Raw genomic sequence first — 17,755 nt, forward strand, 5'->3', positions numbered from 1 at the left:
CCGGGAGCGGCCGGGCCCGCTCCGGGTCCAGCAGCGGGGCGAACAGGTCGCCGTGGGCGGTGAGGCGATCCGGCACCTCGGCGAGGGTGAACACCAGGTCGTCCGCCGTGCCGGCGCGCTCCAGCTCGGCCCAGGTCAGCGGGGTGGAGACCGTCGGCAGCGGCCGGGCCCGGAGGGTGTATGGCGCGGCGGTGGTCTTCCTGGCGTTGTTCTGCGACCAGTCGACCAGTACCCGGCCGGCCCGCCGGGCCTTCGCCATGGTGTGCACCACCAGCTCCGGGTGGTCGCCCTCCAGTGCGGCGGCGAGCGCCTTCGCGTACGCCGAGACCCGGGTGCTGGGGGTGGGCTCGATCGGGACGAGCAGGTGCAGGCCCTTGGAGCCGGAGGTCTTCACCCAGGCCGCCAGGCCGTCCGCCGCGAGCCGCTCGCGCAGCAGGACGGCGACGGTGCGGCAGGTGAGGACGGAGGCGCCCGCCCCGGGGTCGAGGTCCAGGACGAGACGGTCGGCGAGCCCGGGCGCGGCCGCGTGCCACTGCGGGACGTGCAGCTCCAGACAGCCCAGGTTGGCGGCCCAGAGGAGCGCGGCGCCGTCGTCGAGGACCACCTGGCGCAGGTCGCCGCCGCTGCTCGGCACCTCGACGGTGCGCACCCAGCGAGGGGTTCCGGCCGGCGGGTTCTTGGCGATGAACACCTCGGCCTCCACCCCGTCCGGGCAGCGCAGGAAGGAGACCGGGCGGTCGCGCAGGTGGGGGAGCAGGGCGTCGTGCACGGCGGCGTAGTAGCGCAGCACCTCGCCCTTGAGGGTGCCGGTGCGCGGGTAGTACACCTTGTCGAGGTGGGAGAGCGCGAGGGTGCGCCCGTCCACCGTGAGCTGCGGCATTGGGTGCTCCCCGGAGCCTGGGTGGGCCTGTGCGTGGCCCCCGCAGCCAGTCTGCCCGGGCGGCGGCGGGGGCGCAGCCGGTCCACCGGCGTCGGAGGCGGGCCGCTCAGCCCCGCGCGGGGGCGGCGGGCCGCGGCGCACCCCGGTAGGTGCCGAAGTACCACTGGTTGCCCTCCGGGTCGGCGGCGGCGAAGTCGCGCGAGCCGTAGTCCGTCTCGGTGAGCGCGGTGGTGATCCGGGCCCCGGCGGCGACGGCGCGGTCGTGCACGCCGTCCGGGTCCGCGGTGACCACGTACGCGGTGAAACCGCCCGGCCGGCCCGGGCAGGGCGCGCCGCCCTCGGGCGTCTCCCGGTCGGAGCCCAGCATCACGCCGCCGCCCTCCGGCCAGGCCAGTTCGGCGTGGGCGACGAACCCGCCCTCACCGTAGGCGACGACCTCCTGGAAGCCGAAGGCGTCGACCAGGAAGCGGATCAGGGCCCGGGCGTCGGTGGCGCGCAGGCTGGGCCAGACCTGGGGGGCGGGGGCGGTGCCGTCCATGGCTGTCTCCTCGGGGGGGCTGGTTGCTTACGCCTCCCACTCTGCGGCCGCCGCACCCGCCCCGCCTTGGACGTTTCGGAACTTCGCCTCCTCCGGCCCCTCCGCCGCCAGCCACGCGCTCGGCGCCGCCCCGGCCAACGCGCGGAACTCCCGGGCCAGGTGCGCCTGGTCGAAGTACCCGCAGCGGACGGCCAGGTCGCCGAGCCGGGGCGGCGGCGAGGCGGCCAGCAGATGGCGGGCCCGGTCGAAGCGGATCACCCGGGCGGCGGCCTTCGGCGTCAGACCGGTCTCCCGGCGGAACCGCTCCTGGAGGTGCCGGGCGCTCCAGCCGGTCTCCCGGGCCAGCGCCGCCACCGGCAGGGCGCCGTTGCTGCGCCGCAGCGCCCGCCAGGCCCAGCCGACCTCCGGCGGCACCTGCCCGGACGGGCGGGCGGCCCGCAGCAGCGTCCGGTCCAGCACGGCGAAGCGCTCGGACCAGGTGCGCGCGGACCGCAACTGCTCCTGGAGGCGCGGGCCGAGCCGCCCCAGCACCTCCTCCGCCGGGAGGTCGATCCCGGCCAGCTCGCCGGCGGGCAGCCCGAACAGCGCCCGGGCGGCCAGCGGGTGCACGGCGATCTGCACGCCGGACTGCCGGCCGTCGTGGGTGATCAGCGCCGGACCGGTGTGCAGGCCGCCGAGCAGCGTCGGGTAACTGCCGGGCGGCTGCGCCGGGTCGGGGTGCCCGGCGATCACCAGCGGCTCGTCCAGGGTGAGGATGAACGTGAGGTACGGGGACGGCAGGCCGCGGTGCAGGGCGGGCGGGATGCCGCGCTGGCGGTACCCGGAGTACCAGGCCACGTACGGGCGCAGCGCGGGCGCGGGCCGGGCGCGGACGGCTTCGTCGATCCGGCCGGTGGCGGTGTCCGCGCCGGCTGGGGACGTCTCGGGGGTTTCCGTCGTCACGTTCCCAGTATCGACCGCCCGGGCCCGGCCGGTCCCCCGTACCGGCCGGGCCCTTCGAGGGTGCCGCGCGGCGGGGGCGGGTGTCTTGGACAAACGCGCACCGGGGCCGCCGAGTTCGGCCGCCCTGCGGGCGTCCCGGTGGGGCGGCTGTCTCGCTTGGTGGATCATCCTTTCTTACCAGGCGAGATGAGCGCACACTGGTGGGCATGGGAAAGCAGTACGAGAGCATCGACGGCAGGCTGCGGGAGTTCATCGAACGGCAGCCCGTCTACTTCGTCGCGACCGCGCCCCTCTCCACCGACGGGCACGTCAACGTCTCACCCAAGGGCCGCTCCGGCACGCTCGTGGTGATCGACGAACTCACCCTCGCCTACCTGGACTTCGGCGGATCCACCGCCGAGACGATCGCTCACCTGCGGGAGAACGGTCGGATCACGCTGATGTGGTGCGCCTTCGACGGCCCGCCGACCGTGGTGCGGGTGCACGGCCGCGGCGAGCCGGTGTTCCGTGACGACCCGCGCTTCGCCGGGCTGTTGGGCCGCTTCGACCCGGCCGTCGACGGCTCCGGGCTGCGTGCGATCGTGCTGGTGCGGGCCGAACGGGTCAGCGACTCCTGCGGGTTCGCCGTCCCGCTGATGGACTACCGCGCCGACCGCGAGCTGCACGCGCAGTTCTTCGGCCGCAAGGACGAGGAGGAGTTCAGCACCTACTGCGAGGGCAAGCAGTACGTCGGCACCAGCATCGACGGCCTCCCCGCTCTCCCGCTGCCGCTCCCGCCCCGGCCGGACAGGACGTAGCGGCTCTCGTTCCGTCAGGCCCGCGCTACGGGCAGGGTTCCTCGACGCGCATCACCGTCAGGCCGATCACCTGCCCGGTCAGCACCTCGCCGGCCGCCGGGCTCTGTCCGCACACCCGCCACTCCCACTGCACCACCACGACCCGCCCCCGCGGATCGGCGTCCCGCACGCTGACCGGGTACCAGAGGGGCAGCAGCGCCCGTGCCGCCAGGACGGTCTGGCCGCGCAGCTCGGGCATCGGCGGGTGGGGCGGGCTGGGTGCGGGGATCGCGTAGCCGGGCCGGTCGTCCGGCGGCAGCGTACGGCCGGGATCGGTGTGCGGATCGCAGGCGGCCAGCCCGAGCGAGGCCACGAGCACGAGCAGGGTCCAGGTGCGGCGCATGATCCCCCCGGTGGAATTCGCCTACGGTCCCGGCGAACCGACCGTACCTGCCGTGCGGTGCGCCGGATCGGTTCGTGACCGGCTCGCGGCCGGAACGTCGCCACCTCGGTACTCGCTCGGGCCCCCGGGGCGGCTCGTGCCGGAGCGGAACGGCGCCGCGGGTCGCGCTACGGACGGCAGTCATCCGGTTGCCCTGCGTGTCGGATGGGGGGAGCGTGATGGTCATGATACGAACCCTGCGTGCGGCCGCCCTGGCCGCGCTCTCCGCAGTCCTCATGGCCTGGCCGGTCCAGGCCGTCGCCGCCCCGCGCGCGGAGCGGTCGGCGACCGCGCGGCTGTCCGTCGAACTCTGCCCGCCCCGGGGCCCGGTGGTCCCGGGCGAGAGCGGGATCCTGGAGGTGCGCGTCACCAACCAGGGCCCGGCGGCGACCACCGATCCGACCCTGGTGGTCGTGCATCTGCCCCCGCCGGGCGTGGTGAAGTCGGCCGACCCGCCGGTGGAGCTGACGTACTTCGGGACGGGCAGCTCCTACGCCGTCCCGGCCGGCCTGGCGCCGGGGGCCACGTCCGTGGAGCGGCTGTCGCTGTACGTGGCGCCGATCACCTCTCCGTTCACCACGATCAGCGGTGACGTGCAGGCCTTCTACCCGGGCGACCCGGACCAGTCCGGCCACACCACGCCGTACAGCTTCACCACCGCCGACACCCAGGCCCACTTCATGGTCGGCGCCTCCTCCGCCTGGCAGGCCGGGCACCCGGTGCCGCAGCCGGGCGACCTCACCGGCGCACCCGGGGCCACCATCGACCTGCCGCTGTGGGTGTACAACGCGGGTCCGTCGTACTCGACCCACCCGATCGACGTGCGGATCACCGTGCCGGAGCACACCACACTGACCAGCCCGACGCCGTCCGGCTGCACGGCCACCGGGCCGCGGACCCTGACCTGTCACTACGGGGTCGGGCCGCGCTACCACGACGCGATCTTCATCGACCCGGCCGTGGTGATCGATCCGGCGACGACCGCCGGCCAGGTGCTGCCCGGCGGGACGCTGGACGTGGCCGGGCGGGAGGACTGCCCCTCGCCCGACTGGCACACCGACTTCTCGGTGACGGTGACGGTGGCGGCCGGCGGCCCGCCCGGCGGCGGTCCGGAACGGGCCCCGGTCCGGTAGCCCGGCTCGCTCGACCGCCGTCCGCGGACCGGCGCGTGCGGTCGGCCGCAGCGGGCGGGAACGCGACGACGCCGCCGCACCCGGGGAGGGTGCGGCGGCGTCGGGGGCCCGGGACAGGCGGGCCGGGGGGTGGGGACTACTTGCCCAGACCGGCCTTGACGGAGCAGATCGGCCAGGCGCCGGGGCCCTGCGAGGCGAGGACCTTCTCGCCGATGGCGATCTGCTGCTCCTTGGTGGCCTGGTGGGCCTGCGGGGCGTACGCGGTGCCACCGAAGGCGGCCCAGGTGCTGGAGGTGAACTGCAGGCCGCCGAAGAAGCCGTTGCCGGAGTTGACGGCCCAGTTGCCGGTGGCCTCGCAGGAGGCGACCTTGTCCCAGACGGTGGCCGGCGCGGCGGAGGCGCTGGTGGCCGTGACGAGGCCGGCGACCGGCAGGGCGGTGATCGCCCCGGCCATCAGAGCCATCCGGACGCGGTTGCGGCGCTTCGGGGTGGCGGTGGTGGTGGCAGCGGCAGTCTCGTTACGGAAGGTCATGCGGGTCCTTTCGGAGGAGGCTGCGAGCGCGCGGAACCAGGCCCTCGGAAGGCCGTTGGTTTCGGGGGACACGTCACTCGCGTGGTCCGGCACCGTTCCGGTTCCGGGGCGGTGAAGCCGACCGGAGCGGAGTGCTTGGTGCAACGGATTCGAAGGTACGGGGGCGATTGAGGCGGTTTCAAGGATTTGGAGGTTTAGGCACGTCAGGGGGCTGTTACCGGGCGTAAGGATCAAGGAAATGACATGATTTGGCCCGATTTGCCACCATTTGCAAGATCAAACCACCCGGCGAAGTGGCCTGCGTCACGCCGAACGCCGTGTGAGCCCGCGCACATCGTCGACAGCGCGTGACGCCCCGCGAGCCCCCGGTGGCGAAATCGCCGCACCGTCCGGCGCCCCGGGTGGCCCGCACCACAACGCTCACCGGGAGGCCCCCCTCCGCTCACGCACGGTGGCGGGCATAGCCTCGGGGCCATGAGCAACGAGAGCGATGCAGAGGACGTGGAGGCCGTCGGCGCCGCCGGGGAGCCCGGGGCGGCGGCCCCCGCGGGCTTCGAACTGGGGACGGACGGGCCCAAGGTGATCCTGGCGGGGCTGGACGGCTCCGACTCCTCCTGGCGCGCCACCGCCTACGCCGCCGGGCTCGCCCGCCGCCAGGGCGCCACCCTCGCGGTCGCGTACGTCCAGCCGATCCTGGGCGCGGCCACCGCGCTGGCCGGCGCCGCGGTGGAGGAGACCACCCAGGAGATCGCCGACGAGCTGCTGGCCGCCCTGCGCGAGGCCGAGCACCACGTGAAGGAGGTGTGGCGGGTGGAATGGCGCTTCCTCACCATGCGGGGCGACCCCTATACGGGGCTGGCCAAGCTCGCGGACGAACTGCGCGCCGACGCCGTCGTGGTCGGCGCCTCCGAGCAGGCCGGGCACCGGGTGATCGGCTCGGTCGCCGTCCGCCTGGTCAAGGCGGGCCGCTGGCCGGTCACCGTGGTGCCGTAGCGCGGCCGGGCCGCCCGGCGGGGGGCCCGGCGGCGGCGGGTAGGGTGCGTGACCATGACGGAAACGCCGGGCGCGCACCCCACCGGGCCCGCCCACCCGACCGGCAGCGACCTGCACCTCGACCTCCCCGCCGTCGGGGGCCGCCGTGCCGCGCTGATGGCGGCCCTGCGCGAGGCGATCCGCAGCGGCCGGCTCGCACCCGGCACCCGACTGCCGCCGTACCGCGCGCTCGCCGCCGACCTCGGGCTGGCCCGCAACACCGCCGCCGAGGCGTACGCCGAACTCGTCGCGGAAGGCTGGCTGACCGCCCGTCAGGGCTCCGGCACCGCCGTCGCCGAGCGCGCCGAACCCGTCCCGCCGAGCCCGTCCCCTCGGCCCTCCCTGCGGCCGGGGCCCGTCCACGACCTGCGCCAGGGCCAGCCGGACGCCGCGTCCTTCCCGCGCACCGCCTGGCTGGCCGCCGCCCGCCGGGCCCTGACCGCGGCGCCCAACGAGGCCTTCGGGCCCGGCGATCCGCAGGGCCGGCGCGAACTGCGCACCGTCCTCGCCGACTACCTGGCCCGCGTCCGCGGGGTGCGCACCGACCCGGACCGGATCGTGGTCTGCTCGGGTTTCGCCCACGCGCTGCGGCTGCTGTTCGCCGGCGGGGCGCCCGCCCTGCCGCCCGAGTCGACCGGGCCGCTGGCCGTCGAGGCGTACGGGCTGGGATTCCACCGCGGGCTGCTGGCCACCGCCGGGGTCGCCACCGTGCCCCTTCCGGTCGACGAACACGGCGCCCGACTGGGCGGGTTGGCGCGCCGTCAGGACGTCCGGACGGCGCTGCTCACCCCCGCCCACCAGTTCCCGACCGGCGGACCGCTGCACGCCGGCCGCCGCGCCGCCGTGGTCGACTGGGCGCGCGGGCGCGGCGGCCTGCTGCTGGAGGACGACTACGACGGCGAGTTCCGCTACGACCGCCAGCCGGTCGGTGCCGTCCAGGGGCTCGACCCCGAGCGGGTGGTCTACCTCGGCTCGGTCAGCAAGAGCCTGTCACCGGCGCTGCGGCTCGGCTGGATGGTGCTGCCGGACCACCTGGTCGACCGGGTGCTCGCCGCCAAGGGTGAACGCGAGGGCTGGGCCAGCACGTTGGACCAGTTGACCCTCGCCGAGCTGATCGACTCCGGCGGCTACGACCGGCACGTGCGGCGGATGCGCCGCCGCTACCGGGAGCGCCGGGACCAGCTGGTGGCCGCGCTGGCGGCGAGCGCCCCGCACGTCGGGGTCTCCGGCGTCGCGGCCGGCCTGCACGCCGTCCTGCGGTTGGAGCCCGGCACCGAGCACGCGGTGCTCCAGGCCGCCGCCCGCCGGGGCCTGGGCCTGGACGGGCTCGCCGACTTCCGGCACCCGGGGATCGGCCCGGAGGCCATGCCGGCCATGGACGGCCTGGTCGTGGGCTACGCCACGCCGCCCGACCACGCCTACCCGGCGGCGCTCGCCGCGCTCTGCGACATCCTGCCGCCGCCCGCCTGAACCGGCCGGGCCCGGGGCGTCCGGACCGGCACCGAACCGCCGGGCGACCGGCGCCGGCCGACCGTCCGGGGCGGCGGGCGAAGCATAGGGCCCCGGGCGGGGGAGTGGGGGCGGAACGCGGCCGGGGTGGTCCGCGGTGTCCGCCCCCGACTCGTGCGTCGGTACGGACCGGGGCGGAGCGGGGCAACGGAACCGGTACCGAGCCCTACGCTCCTTGGTCATGCGCAGAACACATTTGAGCCGTGTCGCCCTCGCCGCGTGCCCGGCCCTCGCCGTCGGTCTGCTCCTCTCCGCCACACCCGCCCAGGCCGACACCCCGTTGCCGTTCACGGCCGTCTCCGACCGGCAAACGACCGTCCGGGGCGGCGAGTTCACCCTGACCCTGACGCTCAGCAACCCGTACGACACGCCGATCCAGTTCGTGTACCAGAGCGTTCAGCCGACCTACCAGACCAGTCTGGAGAACGGCCTCAAGTTCACCGCCACGGCCTGCGGCACCCAGACCAACGGCTGCAGTGACAACGTCCACGGCGGGATCGCCCGGTACAACGTGCCGCTCGCCCCCGGTGCCACGAGCAGCTTCACGGTCACCTACACCGTGGCGCCGGACTCGACCTGCGGCGCGGCGACCAGGATCGACTTCTACTCCTACCTGTACTACGAGTACAAGGGGGGCGAGGCCAAGAACTCCGGCATCGTCGGCATCCCCGGCAGTCAGATCGCCTGCGCCTGACGCATCGCCCGACCGGCGCTCCCTCGCCGCTTCCCCGTCGCACCCCCACTGCGCATCCCCGATCCCCCGTCAGGTGCCGGCCGCCCCCGTCCCGGCACCTGACGGGCCGTTCGCGTGCCCGGATCCCGGCGGCGGTCCGCTCCCGCCGATGTCGTACGGGAGGTACGCCGCCTGTCCGCTGCCTACTGCCCGCTGTCCACGCGCGGGCGGGGTGTCGGTCGCGCGGGATCCGCGACGGGGAACGGATGTTCTCGCGACCCGGGGCCCGAGCGGAATGGGACTGCTTCAGATTCACCCTATCGGGGGGTAGTCGGCCTCCGCGCGGGCCCGGTCGGGCGATGGTGATCTAGGGTTCCCGATGGGCCGCCGGGAGACGGTGGCCGTGATCGCGATGAATCGCCAACACCACCATCGATGCGCGTATCTGATGATCCATCATGGCATCAGTCGGGGTGGACAGGGGTGACCTAGTCGCCGTCCGACCCTGACCGCGTGATCCGACCAGATGAATGGAGAACCCTGCCGATGCCCGTGGACACGAGCCCGGAGACAGCGCAGGTCCCGCAGCAGTCCAGCCTCACGACGGCCGCTGCCCGCAACCTTGCCACCACGACCAAGTCCGCACCGCAGATGCAGGAGATCACCTCCCGCTGGCTGCTCAAGGTGCTTCCCTGGGTACAGGCCGCCGGTGGCGCCTACCGTGTCAACCGACGGCTCACCTACACCGTCGGCAACGGTGTGGTCGAGTTCATCAAGACCGGTTCCCAGGTCCGGGTGATCCCCGCCGAGCTGGGCGAGCTCGCCCTGCTGCGCGGCTTCGAGGACGAGGAGGTGCTGACCGCCCTCGCCGACCGCTGCGAGCAGCGCGACTTCGGCCCCGGCGAGGTGCTCACCACCCAGGGCGGGGCCGCCGACCGGATCTTCCTGATCGCGCACGGCAAGGTCAACAAGATCGGCACGGGCAAGTACGGCGACGACACCGTGGTCGGCGTGGCCGGCGACGGCGACCGCTTCGGCGACGACGCCCTGCTGAACCCGGACGCCGTCTGGGAGTTCACCGCCACGACCGCCACCGCCGGCGTCGCGCTCACGCTGACCCGCCGCGACTTCGCCGCCATCCGGGACAACTCGCCGAGCCTCCAGGAGCACCTGCTCGGGTTCCTGGCCCTGCCGCAGCAGGCCCAGAACGAGCGCGGCGAGGCCGAGATCGCCATGTCGGCCGGCCACCACGGCGAGTTCGAGCTGCCCGGAGCCTTCGTGGACTACGAGCTCAAGCCCCGTGAGTACGAGCTGAGCGTCGCGCAGACCATCCTCAAGGTCCACACCCGCGTCGCCGACCTGTACAACGAGCCGATGAACCAGATCGAGCACCAGCTCCGGCTGACCATCGAGGCGCTGCGCGAGCGCCAGGAGCACGAGCTGGTCAACAACCCGGAGTTCGGCCTGCTCAACAACGCCGACTTCGACCAGCGGATCCAGACCCACTCCGGCCCGCCCACCCCGGACGACCTGGACGAGCTGCTCAACCGCCGCCGCGACCCCGACTACCTGCTCGCCCACCCGAAGACGATCGCCGCGATCGGCCGCGAGTTCAACGCCCGCGGCCTGTACCCCCACCACGTCGACCTCGGCGGGCAGCAGGTGCCGGCCTGGCGCGGGGTGCCGATCCTGCCGTGCAACAAGATCCCGATCACCAAGGAGAACACCAGCTCCATCCTGGTGATCCGTACCGGTGAGGACAACCAGGGCGTCATCGGCCTGCACCAGAACGGCATCCCGGACGAGTACCAGCCGTCGCTGTCGGTCCGCTTCATGGGCATCGACGAGAAGGCGATCATCTCCTACCTGGTCAGCGCCTACTACTCGGCCGCGATCCTGGTGCCGGACGCGGTCGGCGTCCTGGAGAACGTCGAGATCGCGCACCGCCGCCACTGAGGACGGCCGACAGCGGGGCCGGGCCGTAACCGGCCGGCTCGAAGATCGTTTGACCTGATGACGGACGGCCCGCCCCCGAAGGCGGGCCGTCCGCCTGATCGTGCCCCATCACGTCTGATCATGTCCGATCGCGCCTGTCCGCGTTCTCCGTGCGGGCCGGGCGGATCGCCCTGTTCTGATCCCGTCCCCGGCGACCCGAGAGGTGAGTGGAGCCCATGCCGCAGCGCCGGCAGTCCCGACGGATATCGCTGGACGGCGGTGGGGGTGCGGCCTCCGGTCGGCGGACCAGGCTGATCGGCGCCGCGGTCGGCGTGGTCGCGATGTGCGCCCTGGTCGGCGGCGCCTCGGCGGCCGGCGCCGGACGCCACGGCGGCGGGGAGCAGCGGCACGGTACGACCGTCGACTCCTGCGTCTGCACCGGGACGGACGTGTCGGTGCAGGTCGGGCCGGGCGGGGGCGTGAGCGTCGGGGTCGACGTGGACGTCCAGGTCGGCGTCACCGTCGCCCCGAAGGCCGAGGGCCCCGAGCTCCCGCGCTGGCACCACCCGTGCGGCGGGCACGGGGGCCATGGCGGGGGAGACGACCGGGACCACGACGGGGATCACGACGGGGACTGGTGGCACGGGGGCTGGTGGCACCACCACCATCACCACCCGTACCCCTGCCCGAGCCCCACGCCGACGCCGACGCCGAGCCCCACCCACACGCCCAGCCCGACGGCGGACCCGTCGCCGAGCGCCACGCCGACGCCCTCGCCGACGTCGAAGCCCAGTCCGGCTCCGACACCCGTCCCCACGCAGTCGCCGACCCCCGCGCCGACAACGCCGGTTCCCAGCAGGACACCCGGGCCCACCCCTCCGCCGGCGGCACCCGCGCCCCCTCCGCCGCCCGCGCCGAACCCGCCCGCGCCCCCGGCGCCGGCCCCGGCGGCTCCCCCGGCGCCGGCCCCGGCGGCTCCCAGTCCGGACGCGCCGAGCCCGGTGCGCCCGAGCCCGCCGTGGCCGACCCCGGCGGCGCAACCCGTGTACCACGTGCGGGCGGCGCAGCCGCCGGCCCCGCTGCAGCACCACCACAACGCCCCGGCGACGACCACCATGCTGCTGGTCACCGTGCCCGCCATCCTGGCGGCGGCGGCCCTGCGCCCGGGCCGTGGACGCGGCCGTTCCGGGCGGTCCTGACCGCCCCGCCGAGGCGGCCCGCCCCGGCCCCCGGTCCGGCCCTGGAGCCCGACCTGCCCGGCCCGGGGCCGGCCTCGACCCTTTGTTCCGTCACAAGCCGAGCCAGAGAAGGGAGTTCCCATGTCCGAATGGTTGGCGCTGGCCGTCGCGATGGCGGCGGCCTGTGCCGTCGTGGTGGCGGTGGTGGTGCTGCGGCACCGCCGGGTGGGCACCGAGAAGAACGTCGACGAGACCCCGGACGTCATCGACTACATCACGATGATGATCGGCGTGGTCTACGCGATCGTCCTCGGTCTCGCCCTCGCGGGGGTCTGGGAGGCGCGCGGCGCCGCCCAGGACGACCTGTTCCGGGAGGCGCAGTCGTTGCAGGAGGTGAGCGACCGGGCGGTGGTCTACCCGGCCGAGTTCCGCGACCAGGTCCGGGCCGACGTGGACGCCTACGTCTCGTACGTGGTGAAGGTCGAGTGGGACTACATGCGCAAGAACGGCGAGATCTCCGACAAGGGCACCGAACTGCTGGACAAGCTGCGGGTGGACGTCGCCACCCGGCCGCCGGCCTCCGAGCTGGAGTCGCAGTCCTACCAGCCGATCATGGACCGGATCAGCCAGGCCGACGACGCCCGCAACTCGCGCGGGCAGAACGCCGGGCCGACCATGCCCGGGGTCGTCTGGTTCGGCCTGATCACCGGTGCCGTGGTGACCGTCGGCATGCTGTTCGCGCTCCAGATCCGGCGCACGCCGAGGGAGTTGATCCTGGCGGGCTGCTTCAGCGCGCTGATCGCGTTCCTGCTGTTCATGATCTGGGACTTCGACGATCCGTTCGGCCGGAGCGTCTCGGTGACGACCCAGCCGTTCGTCGACCTGTTCCCCTCCCTCGGGCTCAAGGGCTGAGCAGGGCCCGCCGAACCTCGCCGAAGCCGGTGGGCCCGCGCGGATCTGCGCGCGGGCCCACCGGCGTGCCGGACGTCAGCGCAGGCTGCCGTCCATGGAGTTGAGCAGCGTGCCGGAGGCGTCGTCGTTCTCCAGGGAGAAGGCGAACAGGCCGCCCAGGCCCTTGCTCTTGGTGTAGGCCCCGCGCGCCTGGATGGCCTGCGGGGTGTCGCCGGTCCAGAAGTTGGTGCCGTCGTAGACCCAGCTGCTCTCGGTGATCGGGTCCCAGTGGGTGGTGGCGGCGGTCGGGTTGAGCTCCTTCCAGGCGGCCAGTCCGGCCTCCTGGCTCAGCGGCTTGGCGGCCGTCGGGCCGGTCGCGCTCTGGTACAGGCCGTAGTTGGAGCCGGCCGGGACGCCCGTCCAGCCGCGCCAGTAGAACGGGATGCCGAGCACCAGCTTGTTGGCCGGGAAGCCGCCGGGGATGCCGTACTCGGGCAGGCCGGTGGTGTACGCGGCGAGCATGGTGTCCACGTTGTACTTGCGGGTGCCGGGGGTGATCGGCGTGGTCGGGTCGGCCGGGCTGTCGTGCAGCGGGTCCTGGTGGTTGGTCGGGCCCTTGGCGTCCCAGGCGCCGTGCATGTCGTAGGACATGACGTCGGCGTAGTCGAGGTAGTTGCCGATCTTGTCGGTCTCCAGCTGGGCGATCTTGTCCTGGCCGCTGGGCAGGGCGGCGGACAGCAGGTAGCGCTTGCCCTGGGCGGAGCCGAGCGCGTCCAGCTGGGTGCGGAACTCCTTGAGCAGGAGGGTGAAGTTCTGCTTGTCGGCGGGGGAGTAGTGGTTGCCGGTGTGGCCGCCGGCCGAGCCCGGGTACTCCCAGTCGAGGTCGACGCCGTCGAAGATGCCGGCCGCCGTGGCCGCGCCGCCGGAGGCGTCGCCCGCGACGCCGGTCGGCAGGTTCCCCTTGAGGAACATGTCGACGCAGGAGGAGACGAAGGTCTTCCGGGAGGCGTCGGTGGCGGCCGCGTCGGAGAAGTACTTGGAGTACGTCCAGCCGCCGATCGAGATGGTGAACCGCAGGTTCGGGTACTTGGCCTTGAGCTGGCGCAGCTGGTTGAAGTTGCCCTTGAGCGGCTGCTCCCAGGTGTCGCTGCTGCCGTCCACGCTGGTGCCGGAGTTGTAGTCGGACTGGTAGTCGGCGTAGGCGTCGCCCGCGCCGTCACCGGCGTTGGGGTTGTTCTCGTTGGTCGAGTCGGAGGCCTTCACCGCCTGGAAGCAGGTGAGCTTGGTGGGGTCGATGTTGGCGAACGCGTAGTGGATGACGTCCAGCTTGCCCGCGGCGCCGCTGGTGTCGACGTTCTTCGGGTAGTACGCGTTCTCGTAGACGCCCCACTGGTCGAAGTAGGCCGAGCGGACGGGCTGTTGCGCGGGGGCGGCGGCCGTCGTGGTGCTCACCGCGGCGGACTGGGCCGAGGCGTGGGAGCCGGAGTAGCCCTGGACGCTGAAGGTGTACGCCTTGCCGGGCAGCAGTGAGCTGACGGCGACGGAGGTGCCCATCGAGGTGGCGACCAGCTGGCCGTTGGACCACACCTTGTAGGCGATCGGGCCGTCGCCGGTGGTCAGGGTGGAGGGCTGCCAGGTGAGCACCACGGCGCCCGCGGTGACCTTGCTGACGCCGACGCCGGTGGGCGTGGTGACCTTGCCGTCCCCGGCCGGGCCGCTGGCGGTGGCCGTCGCGGTCGGGCTGCCGGACCCGGTGGGGCTGCCGGTGGCCGTCGGGCTGCCGCTCGCGGTGGGGCTGGTCGAGGTGGTGGGGCTGCCGGACGCGGTGGGGCTGGTGGAGGCCGTCGGGCTTCCGGTGGCCGTCGGGCTGCCGGTGGAGGTGGGCCCGGCCGGGCCGGTCAGGCTGAGGTCGTCGGCGTAGTAGGCGCCGGTGCCGTACCAGCCGTGGGTGAAGACCGTCACCGAGGTGGTGGTGGCGCCGGTGGTGAAGGTGGTGCTCAGCTGGTTCCAGCCGGTGCCGCCGGGTGTCCACACCGAGGAGTTGACGCCCGTCCCGGTGGCGCCGAGGTAGACGTAGCTGCCCTGGACGAAGCCGGACAGGGTGTACGCGGTGTTCGGCTGGACGGTGACGGTCTGCTGGCACTGCGCGGTGTCGGAGGCCGAGGCCGCGCCGCTGAGCGCGTAACTCCCGCCGTGTACCGGAGTGGTGACGACGGAGCCGTTGGCGCAGGTCCAGCCGGCCAGGGTGCCGGCCTCGAAGTCGCCGTTGGCCAGCAGGTTCACCGGGGCGGCCGAGGCGGGGCTGAGGGGCAGGGCGAGGGCGGCGCCGCTGGTGCTGAGCGTGGCGGCGAGGGCCAGGGCCAGGGCCCGTCTGCGCGGAGCGGTCCGGCGCCCGGCGGCCTGGGTGGGCCGTGCGGGCATGACGCGGTCGTGCATGCGGTGTGTCCTCCGGATGTGTGGGGGTTCCGGCGGTGCGTGGCCCGGGGTGGGCCGGGGGAGCCGCCCGGGCGCTGTGGGGGCGCGCGGGCAGGTGGAGCGTGCCGACGTACGGACGGCGAGCGCGGCGGGCCGGCTGACCCGCTCGCGTCACGACATCACAGATTGGACTGGACCAATATTCGCCGTCAAGGGTGTCCGCCCGCTGGACCGTTCCGGGCCGCCGACGCCCGGGCCCGGTAGGTTGACCGCTGCGGAGCAGGCCCGCCGAACGGAGGACTCGCGATGGACAGCCAGGACTGGGACGACCGCTACGCCGCGACCGAGCTGGTGTGGGGCGCGGAGCCCAACCGCTGGGTGGTCCGCGAACTGGCCGGCCTCACCCCGGCCCACACCCCCGGCCACGCCCTCGACCTGGCCGCCGGCGAAGGCCGCAACGCCATCTGGCTGGCCGGCCGGGGCTGGGAGGTCACCGGGCTGGACTACTCCGCCGTCGCCCTGGAACGTGCCGAGCGGCTCACCGCCGACCTGCCCGACGAGGTCGCCGACCGGCTCACCTGGCGCCACGGCGACGCCCGCACCTTCGAGGCCCCCGCCGCCGGCTACGACCTGATCCTGGTCGCCTACCTCCAGGTCCCCGCCCAGGACCGGCGGGCCGCGCTGCGCCGCGCCGCCGCCGCGCTCGCTCCCGGCGGCACCCTGCTGGTGGTCGGGCACGACCTGAGCAACCTCACCGAGGGCGTCGGCGGCCCGCAGGACCCGGCCGTGCTGTTCACCCCGGAGGACGTCCTCGCCGACCTCGCGGACCGCGGCCTGCGCACCGTCCGGGCCGAACGGGTGCACCGGACGGTCGGCCCGGAGCCCGGGCACAAGGGCGAGGGTGACGGCGTCGCGGTCGACGCGCTGGTGCGCCTGGAGCGGGGTGCCGAGTGACGGGACAGCGAGTGGCGGGGGACCAGGTGATCGGGGGCCGAGTGGTGGGGAGCCGAGTGGTGGAGCACCGAGTGGCGGCGCGGCCGGCCCGGCGCACCCTGCTCACCGGCCTGGCGATCGCCGCTCCGGTGCTGCTGGCGGGCTGCTCGGCCTCCTCCGGCAAGGCCGGCCGGAAGGCGGGCAAGGAGGCCGCCGCGGCCAGGGCGAGCGACGCGGGTGGTGAGGCCCTGGTGATGATCATCCGGCACGGCGAGAAGCCGGACGGCAGCCACCCGGGACTGGACGAGAACGGTGGGCACGACGGCAAGTCCCTGACCGAGCGCGGCTGGTCCCGCGCCCGGGCGCTGCCCACCCTGTTCGCCCCGCCCGCCCCCGGCCTGCGCACCCCCGCCCGGATCCTCGCCGCCGCCGACCAGGGTCCACTGGCGGGGGCGCACCGGATGCGGCAGACCGTCACCCCGCTCGCCGCCAAGCTCGGGCTGACCGTCGACACCGGGTATGCCGAGTCCCAGGAGACGGCGCTGGCCGGCGCCGCCCTGGCGGGGCCCCAGCCGGTGCTGATCTGCTGGGAGCACTCGCGGATCCCGCGGATCGTCGAGGCGCTCGGCGCCGCCGGCAGCGGCGCGCCCGCCACCTGGCCGGACCGCTTCGACCTGGTCTGGGTGTTCGCCCGCCCGGCCGGCGGGGCCTGGACCTTCCAGGAGGTCCGCCAGCACCTGCTGGACGGCGACGCCTGATCCGCCTGCGGGCGTACGCGATATGACGAAGCGTCAACTAGCTTGTGAGTCATGAGGACTCGCACGTTCTTCACCGCCGCGGCCGTCACGGTGCTGCTGCTGTCCGGCTGCGCCGAATCCGGCTCCGAGGGCGGGCCGCAGCCCCGGCCGACCCGGGGCAGCGGCGCGCCGCCGACCGGGGGCGAGCGCCGGGCCGACGGCGCCGAACTGCTCTACCGGGCCGAGGGCGGTCGCAGCGCCCAGAACCCCGCCTTCGCCCCGGACGGCCGCTCGGTGCTGCTGACCGAGTTCAGCGAGGGCTACAACAAGGGCGCCGCCGCCCTCGGGGTGCTGCCGCTGGACGGCGCCCGCACGCCGCAGAAGGTCCTGGAGGATCCCGACAAGGCCGCCGTCAACCTCCCGGGCACCAGCTGGAACGCCGCCACCGGTGCCTTCACCTTCGCCACCGACCGGGAGTCCGGCCACGACGAGGTCTGGCTGATGACGCCCGGCGGCAGCCCCGAGCGGGTCACCCGGCACGAGGACAACAGCGGCTACAGCGAGCCGAGCTTCTCCCCGGACGGCGTGTGGATCGTCTTCCAGGAGAGCTGGGAGCCGGAACACGCCGCCGTGCACGGCGACGACGCCGAACAGGACTCGCTCTGGAAGGTCCGCCGCGACGGTGGCGCCCCCCTCCGGCTGGTCGACGGCAAGGGCACCGGCACCGACAACCGGCAGCCGAACTGGTCGCCCCGGGGCGACCGGATCGTCTTCCAGCGGCGCGCCGCCGGCGCCGAGAACTGGGCGCTGTGGACGGTCGGCGCGGACGGCACCGGCTTGCGCCAGGTCACCGACGTGCCGGGCGAGCACACCGATCCCACCTGGTCCCCGGACGGTCGGTACCTGGTGTTCTCCTCCGACCTCGGCGGCCTGCCGAACGCCCAGGTCTTCGTGGTCGCGGCCGACGGCGGCCGCCCCGTCCGGGTGACCGGCGACGACGGCTCGTACGACGGCGCGCCGAGCTGGTCCCCGGACGGGAAGTGGATCGCCTTCGAGTCCGCCCCGGGCGGCGAGGCCAACCCCGCCGCCCTCTGGCGCATCCCCGCGCCCGCGCTCTAGAAGGCTCCTGAAGATCTTGTTGGTGGAGGGGCTGTCCCGGTTGGGGACAGCCCCTCCTGCGTTATGTGGTGGTGGGGGTGATGGCCCAGG

General features: G+C 74.2%; 16 protein-coding genes and 1 pseudogene. 10 read left to right on the forward strand and 7 right to left on the reverse strand.

The annotated features are described in order from the left end of the window. Nucleotide 1 precedes the first annotated feature (1 nt). From ligD to ACIQVZ_RS21910, 3 genes and pseudogenes are all read right to left on the reverse strand, one after another. Nucleotides 2–880 (reverse strand): annotated as a pseudogene (ligD, locus tag ACIQVZ_RS21900) (non-homologous end-joining DNA ligase); the annotation flags it as partial. Between the two features lie 106 nt (nt 881–986). After that, nucleotides 987–1,418 carry a VOC family protein gene (locus ACIQVZ_RS21905; protein WP_350879418.1) on the reverse strand — a complete coding sequence of 144 codons (432 nt, stop codon included), beginning with the start codon at nt 1,416–1,418 and terminating at the stop codon, nt 987–989. Between the two features lie 27 nt (nt 1,419–1,445). Then, complete coding sequence (locus ACIQVZ_RS21910; RefSeq protein ID WP_402452225.1) at nt 1,446–2,360, reverse strand: helix-turn-helix domain-containing protein; 915 nt, start codon at nt 2,358–2,360, stop codon at nt 1,446–1,448. Nucleotides 2,361–2,566: 206 nt separating this feature from the next. On the opposite strand from ACIQVZ_RS21910, the gene ACIQVZ_RS21915 reads away from it, so the two are divergent. After that, entirely contained in the window at nt 2,567–3,157 is a 591-nt protein-coding gene (locus ACIQVZ_RS21915; protein ID WP_350879416.1) for a pyridoxamine 5'-phosphate oxidase family protein, read from the forward strand. A gap of 25 nt (nt 3,158–3,182) precedes the next feature. On the opposite strand, the gene ACIQVZ_RS21920 is transcribed toward ACIQVZ_RS21915, so the two are convergent. Then, nucleotides 3,183–3,539, reverse strand: coding sequence for a hypothetical protein (locus tag ACIQVZ_RS21920; RefSeq protein WP_350879414.1), 357 nt, complete (start codon nt 3,537–3,539; stop codon nt 3,183–3,185). A 224-nt stretch (nt 3,540–3,763) separates the two neighbouring features. On the opposite strand from ACIQVZ_RS21920, the gene ACIQVZ_RS21925 reads away from it, so the two are divergent. Continuing rightward, nucleotides 3,764–4,711, forward strand: coding sequence for a hypothetical protein (locus ACIQVZ_RS21925; protein WP_402452228.1), 948 nt, complete (start codon nt 3,764–3,766; stop codon nt 4,709–4,711). A 136-nt stretch (nt 4,712–4,847) separates the two neighbouring features. Here ACIQVZ_RS21925 and ACIQVZ_RS21930 read toward each other — a convergent pair whose 3' ends face one another. Then, nucleotides 4,848–5,243, reverse strand: a complete 396-nt coding sequence (locus ACIQVZ_RS21930) for a transglycosylase family protein (RefSeq protein WP_402452231.1) — start codon at nt 5,241–5,243, stop codon at nt 4,848–4,850. A 474-nt stretch (nt 5,244–5,717) separates the two neighbouring features. On the opposite strand from ACIQVZ_RS21930, the gene ACIQVZ_RS21935 reads away from it, so the two are divergent. From ACIQVZ_RS21935 to ACIQVZ_RS21950, 4 genes are all read left to right on the forward strand, one after another. Continuing rightward, the gene (locus ACIQVZ_RS21935; protein WP_402452233.1) at nt 5,718–6,236 is read left to right on the forward strand and encodes a universal stress protein; all 519 of its coding nucleotides are present in this window, start codon (nt 5,718–5,720) and stop codon (nt 6,234–6,236) included. Between the two features lie 54 nt (nt 6,237–6,290). Continuing rightward, nucleotides 6,291–7,745, forward strand: a complete 1,455-nt coding sequence (locus ACIQVZ_RS21940) for a PLP-dependent aminotransferase family protein (protein ID WP_402452235.1) — start codon at nt 6,291–6,293, stop codon at nt 7,743–7,745. Between the two features lie 220 nt (nt 7,746–7,965). Then, entirely contained in the window at nt 7,966–8,478 is a 513-nt protein-coding gene (locus ACIQVZ_RS21945; RefSeq protein WP_363587458.1) for a hypothetical protein, read from the forward strand. Between the two features lie 525 nt (nt 8,479–9,003). Next, a complete protein-coding gene (locus ACIQVZ_RS21950) occupies nt 9,004–10,413 on the forward strand; it encodes a family 2B encapsulin nanocompartment shell protein (RefSeq protein WP_350879407.1) in 1,410 nt (469 codons plus the stop codon). A gap of 646 nt (nt 10,414–11,059) precedes the next feature. On the opposite strand, the gene ACIQVZ_RS21955 is transcribed toward ACIQVZ_RS21950, so the two are convergent. Continuing rightward, nucleotides 11,060–11,521 carry a hypothetical protein gene (locus tag ACIQVZ_RS21955; RefSeq protein WP_402452237.1) on the reverse strand — a complete coding sequence of 154 codons (462 nt, stop codon included), beginning with the start codon at nt 11,519–11,521 and terminating at the stop codon, nt 11,060–11,062. A 190-nt stretch (nt 11,522–11,711) separates the two neighbouring features. On the opposite strand from ACIQVZ_RS21955, the gene ACIQVZ_RS21960 reads away from it, so the two are divergent. Then, the gene (locus ACIQVZ_RS21960; RefSeq protein WP_350879405.1) at nt 11,712–12,482 is read left to right on the forward strand and encodes a hypothetical protein; all 771 of its coding nucleotides are present in this window, start codon (nt 11,712–11,714) and stop codon (nt 12,480–12,482) included. Nucleotides 12,483–12,557: 75 nt separating this feature from the next. Here ACIQVZ_RS21960 and ACIQVZ_RS21965 read toward each other — a convergent pair whose 3' ends face one another. Next, nucleotides 12,558–14,897, reverse strand: coding sequence for a glycosyl hydrolase family 18 protein (locus ACIQVZ_RS21965; protein ID WP_402452240.1), 2,340 nt, complete (start codon nt 14,895–14,897; stop codon nt 12,558–12,560). Nucleotides 14,898–15,182: 285 nt separating this feature from the next. Between ACIQVZ_RS21965 and ACIQVZ_RS21970 the strand changes: the two genes are divergently transcribed. The 3 genes from ACIQVZ_RS21970 to ACIQVZ_RS21980 are packed head-to-tail and all read left to right on the forward strand — an operon-like array spanning nt 15,183 to nt 17,665. Beyond that, complete coding sequence (locus ACIQVZ_RS21970) at nt 15,183–15,830, forward strand: class I SAM-dependent methyltransferase (RefSeq protein ID WP_402452242.1); 648 nt, start codon at nt 15,183–15,185, stop codon at nt 15,828–15,830. A 59-nt stretch (nt 15,831–15,889) separates the two neighbouring features. Continuing rightward, nucleotides 15,890–16,567, forward strand: a complete 678-nt coding sequence (locus ACIQVZ_RS21975) for a hypothetical protein (protein ID WP_402452244.1) — start codon at nt 15,890–15,892, stop codon at nt 16,565–16,567. 51 nt (nt 16,568–16,618) lie between these two features. Then, the gene (locus tag ACIQVZ_RS21980) at nt 16,619–17,665 is read left to right on the forward strand and encodes a hypothetical protein (RefSeq protein ID WP_402452246.1); all 1,047 of its coding nucleotides are present in this window, start codon (nt 16,619–16,621) and stop codon (nt 17,663–17,665) included. Nucleotides 17,666–17,755 lie beyond the last annotated feature (90 nt).

It is taken from the genome of Kitasatospora sp. NPDC098663 (genome assembly GCF_044760075.1).
Taxonomy (GTDB): Bacteria; Actinomycetota; Actinomycetes; order Streptomycetales; family Streptomycetaceae; genus Kitasatospora.

Coding starts and splice junctions, on each gene's coding strand:
- ACIQVZ_RS21905 (WP_350879418.1), bottom strand. CDS start 1,418: ATGGACGGCACCGCCCCCGCCCCCCAGGTCTGGCCCAGCCTGCGCGCC.
- ACIQVZ_RS21915 (WP_350879416.1), top strand. CDS start 2,567: ATGGGAAAGCAGTACGAGAGCATCGACGGCAGGCTGCGGGAGTTCATC.
- ACIQVZ_RS21920 (WP_350879414.1), bottom strand. CDS start 3,539: ATGCGCCGCACCTGGACCCTGCTCGTGCTCGTGGCCTCGCTCGGGCTG.
- ACIQVZ_RS21925 (WP_402452228.1), top strand. CDS start 3,764: ATGATACGAACCCTGCGTGCGGCCGCCCTGGCCGCGCTCTCCGCAGTC.
- ACIQVZ_RS21930 (WP_402452231.1), bottom strand. CDS start 5,243: ATGACCTTCCGTAACGAGACTGCCGCTGCCACCACCACCGCCACCCCG.
- ACIQVZ_RS21935 (WP_402452233.1), top strand. CDS start 5,718: ATGAGCAACGAGAGCGATGCAGAGGACGTGGAGGCCGTCGGCGCCGCC.
- ACIQVZ_RS21940 (WP_402452235.1), top strand. CDS start 6,291: ATGACGGAAACGCCGGGCGCGCACCCCACCGGGCCCGCCCACCCGACC.
- ACIQVZ_RS21945 (WP_363587458.1), top strand. CDS start 7,966: ATGCGCAGAACACATTTGAGCCGTGTCGCCCTCGCCGCGTGCCCGGCC.
- ACIQVZ_RS21950 (WP_350879407.1), top strand. CDS start 9,004: ATGCCCGTGGACACGAGCCCGGAGACAGCGCAGGTCCCGCAGCAGTCC.
- ACIQVZ_RS21960 (WP_350879405.1), top strand. CDS start 11,712: ATGTCCGAATGGTTGGCGCTGGCCGTCGCGATGGCGGCGGCCTGTGCC.
- ACIQVZ_RS21965 (WP_402452240.1), bottom strand. CDS start 14,897: ATGCACGACCGCGTCATGCCCGCACGGCCCACCCAGGCCGCCGGGCGC.
- ACIQVZ_RS21970 (WP_402452242.1), top strand. CDS start 15,183: ATGGACAGCCAGGACTGGGACGACCGCTACGCCGCGACCGAGCTGGTG.
- ACIQVZ_RS21980 (WP_402452246.1), top strand. CDS start 16,619: ATGAGGACTCGCACGTTCTTCACCGCCGCGGCCGTCACGGTGCTGCTG.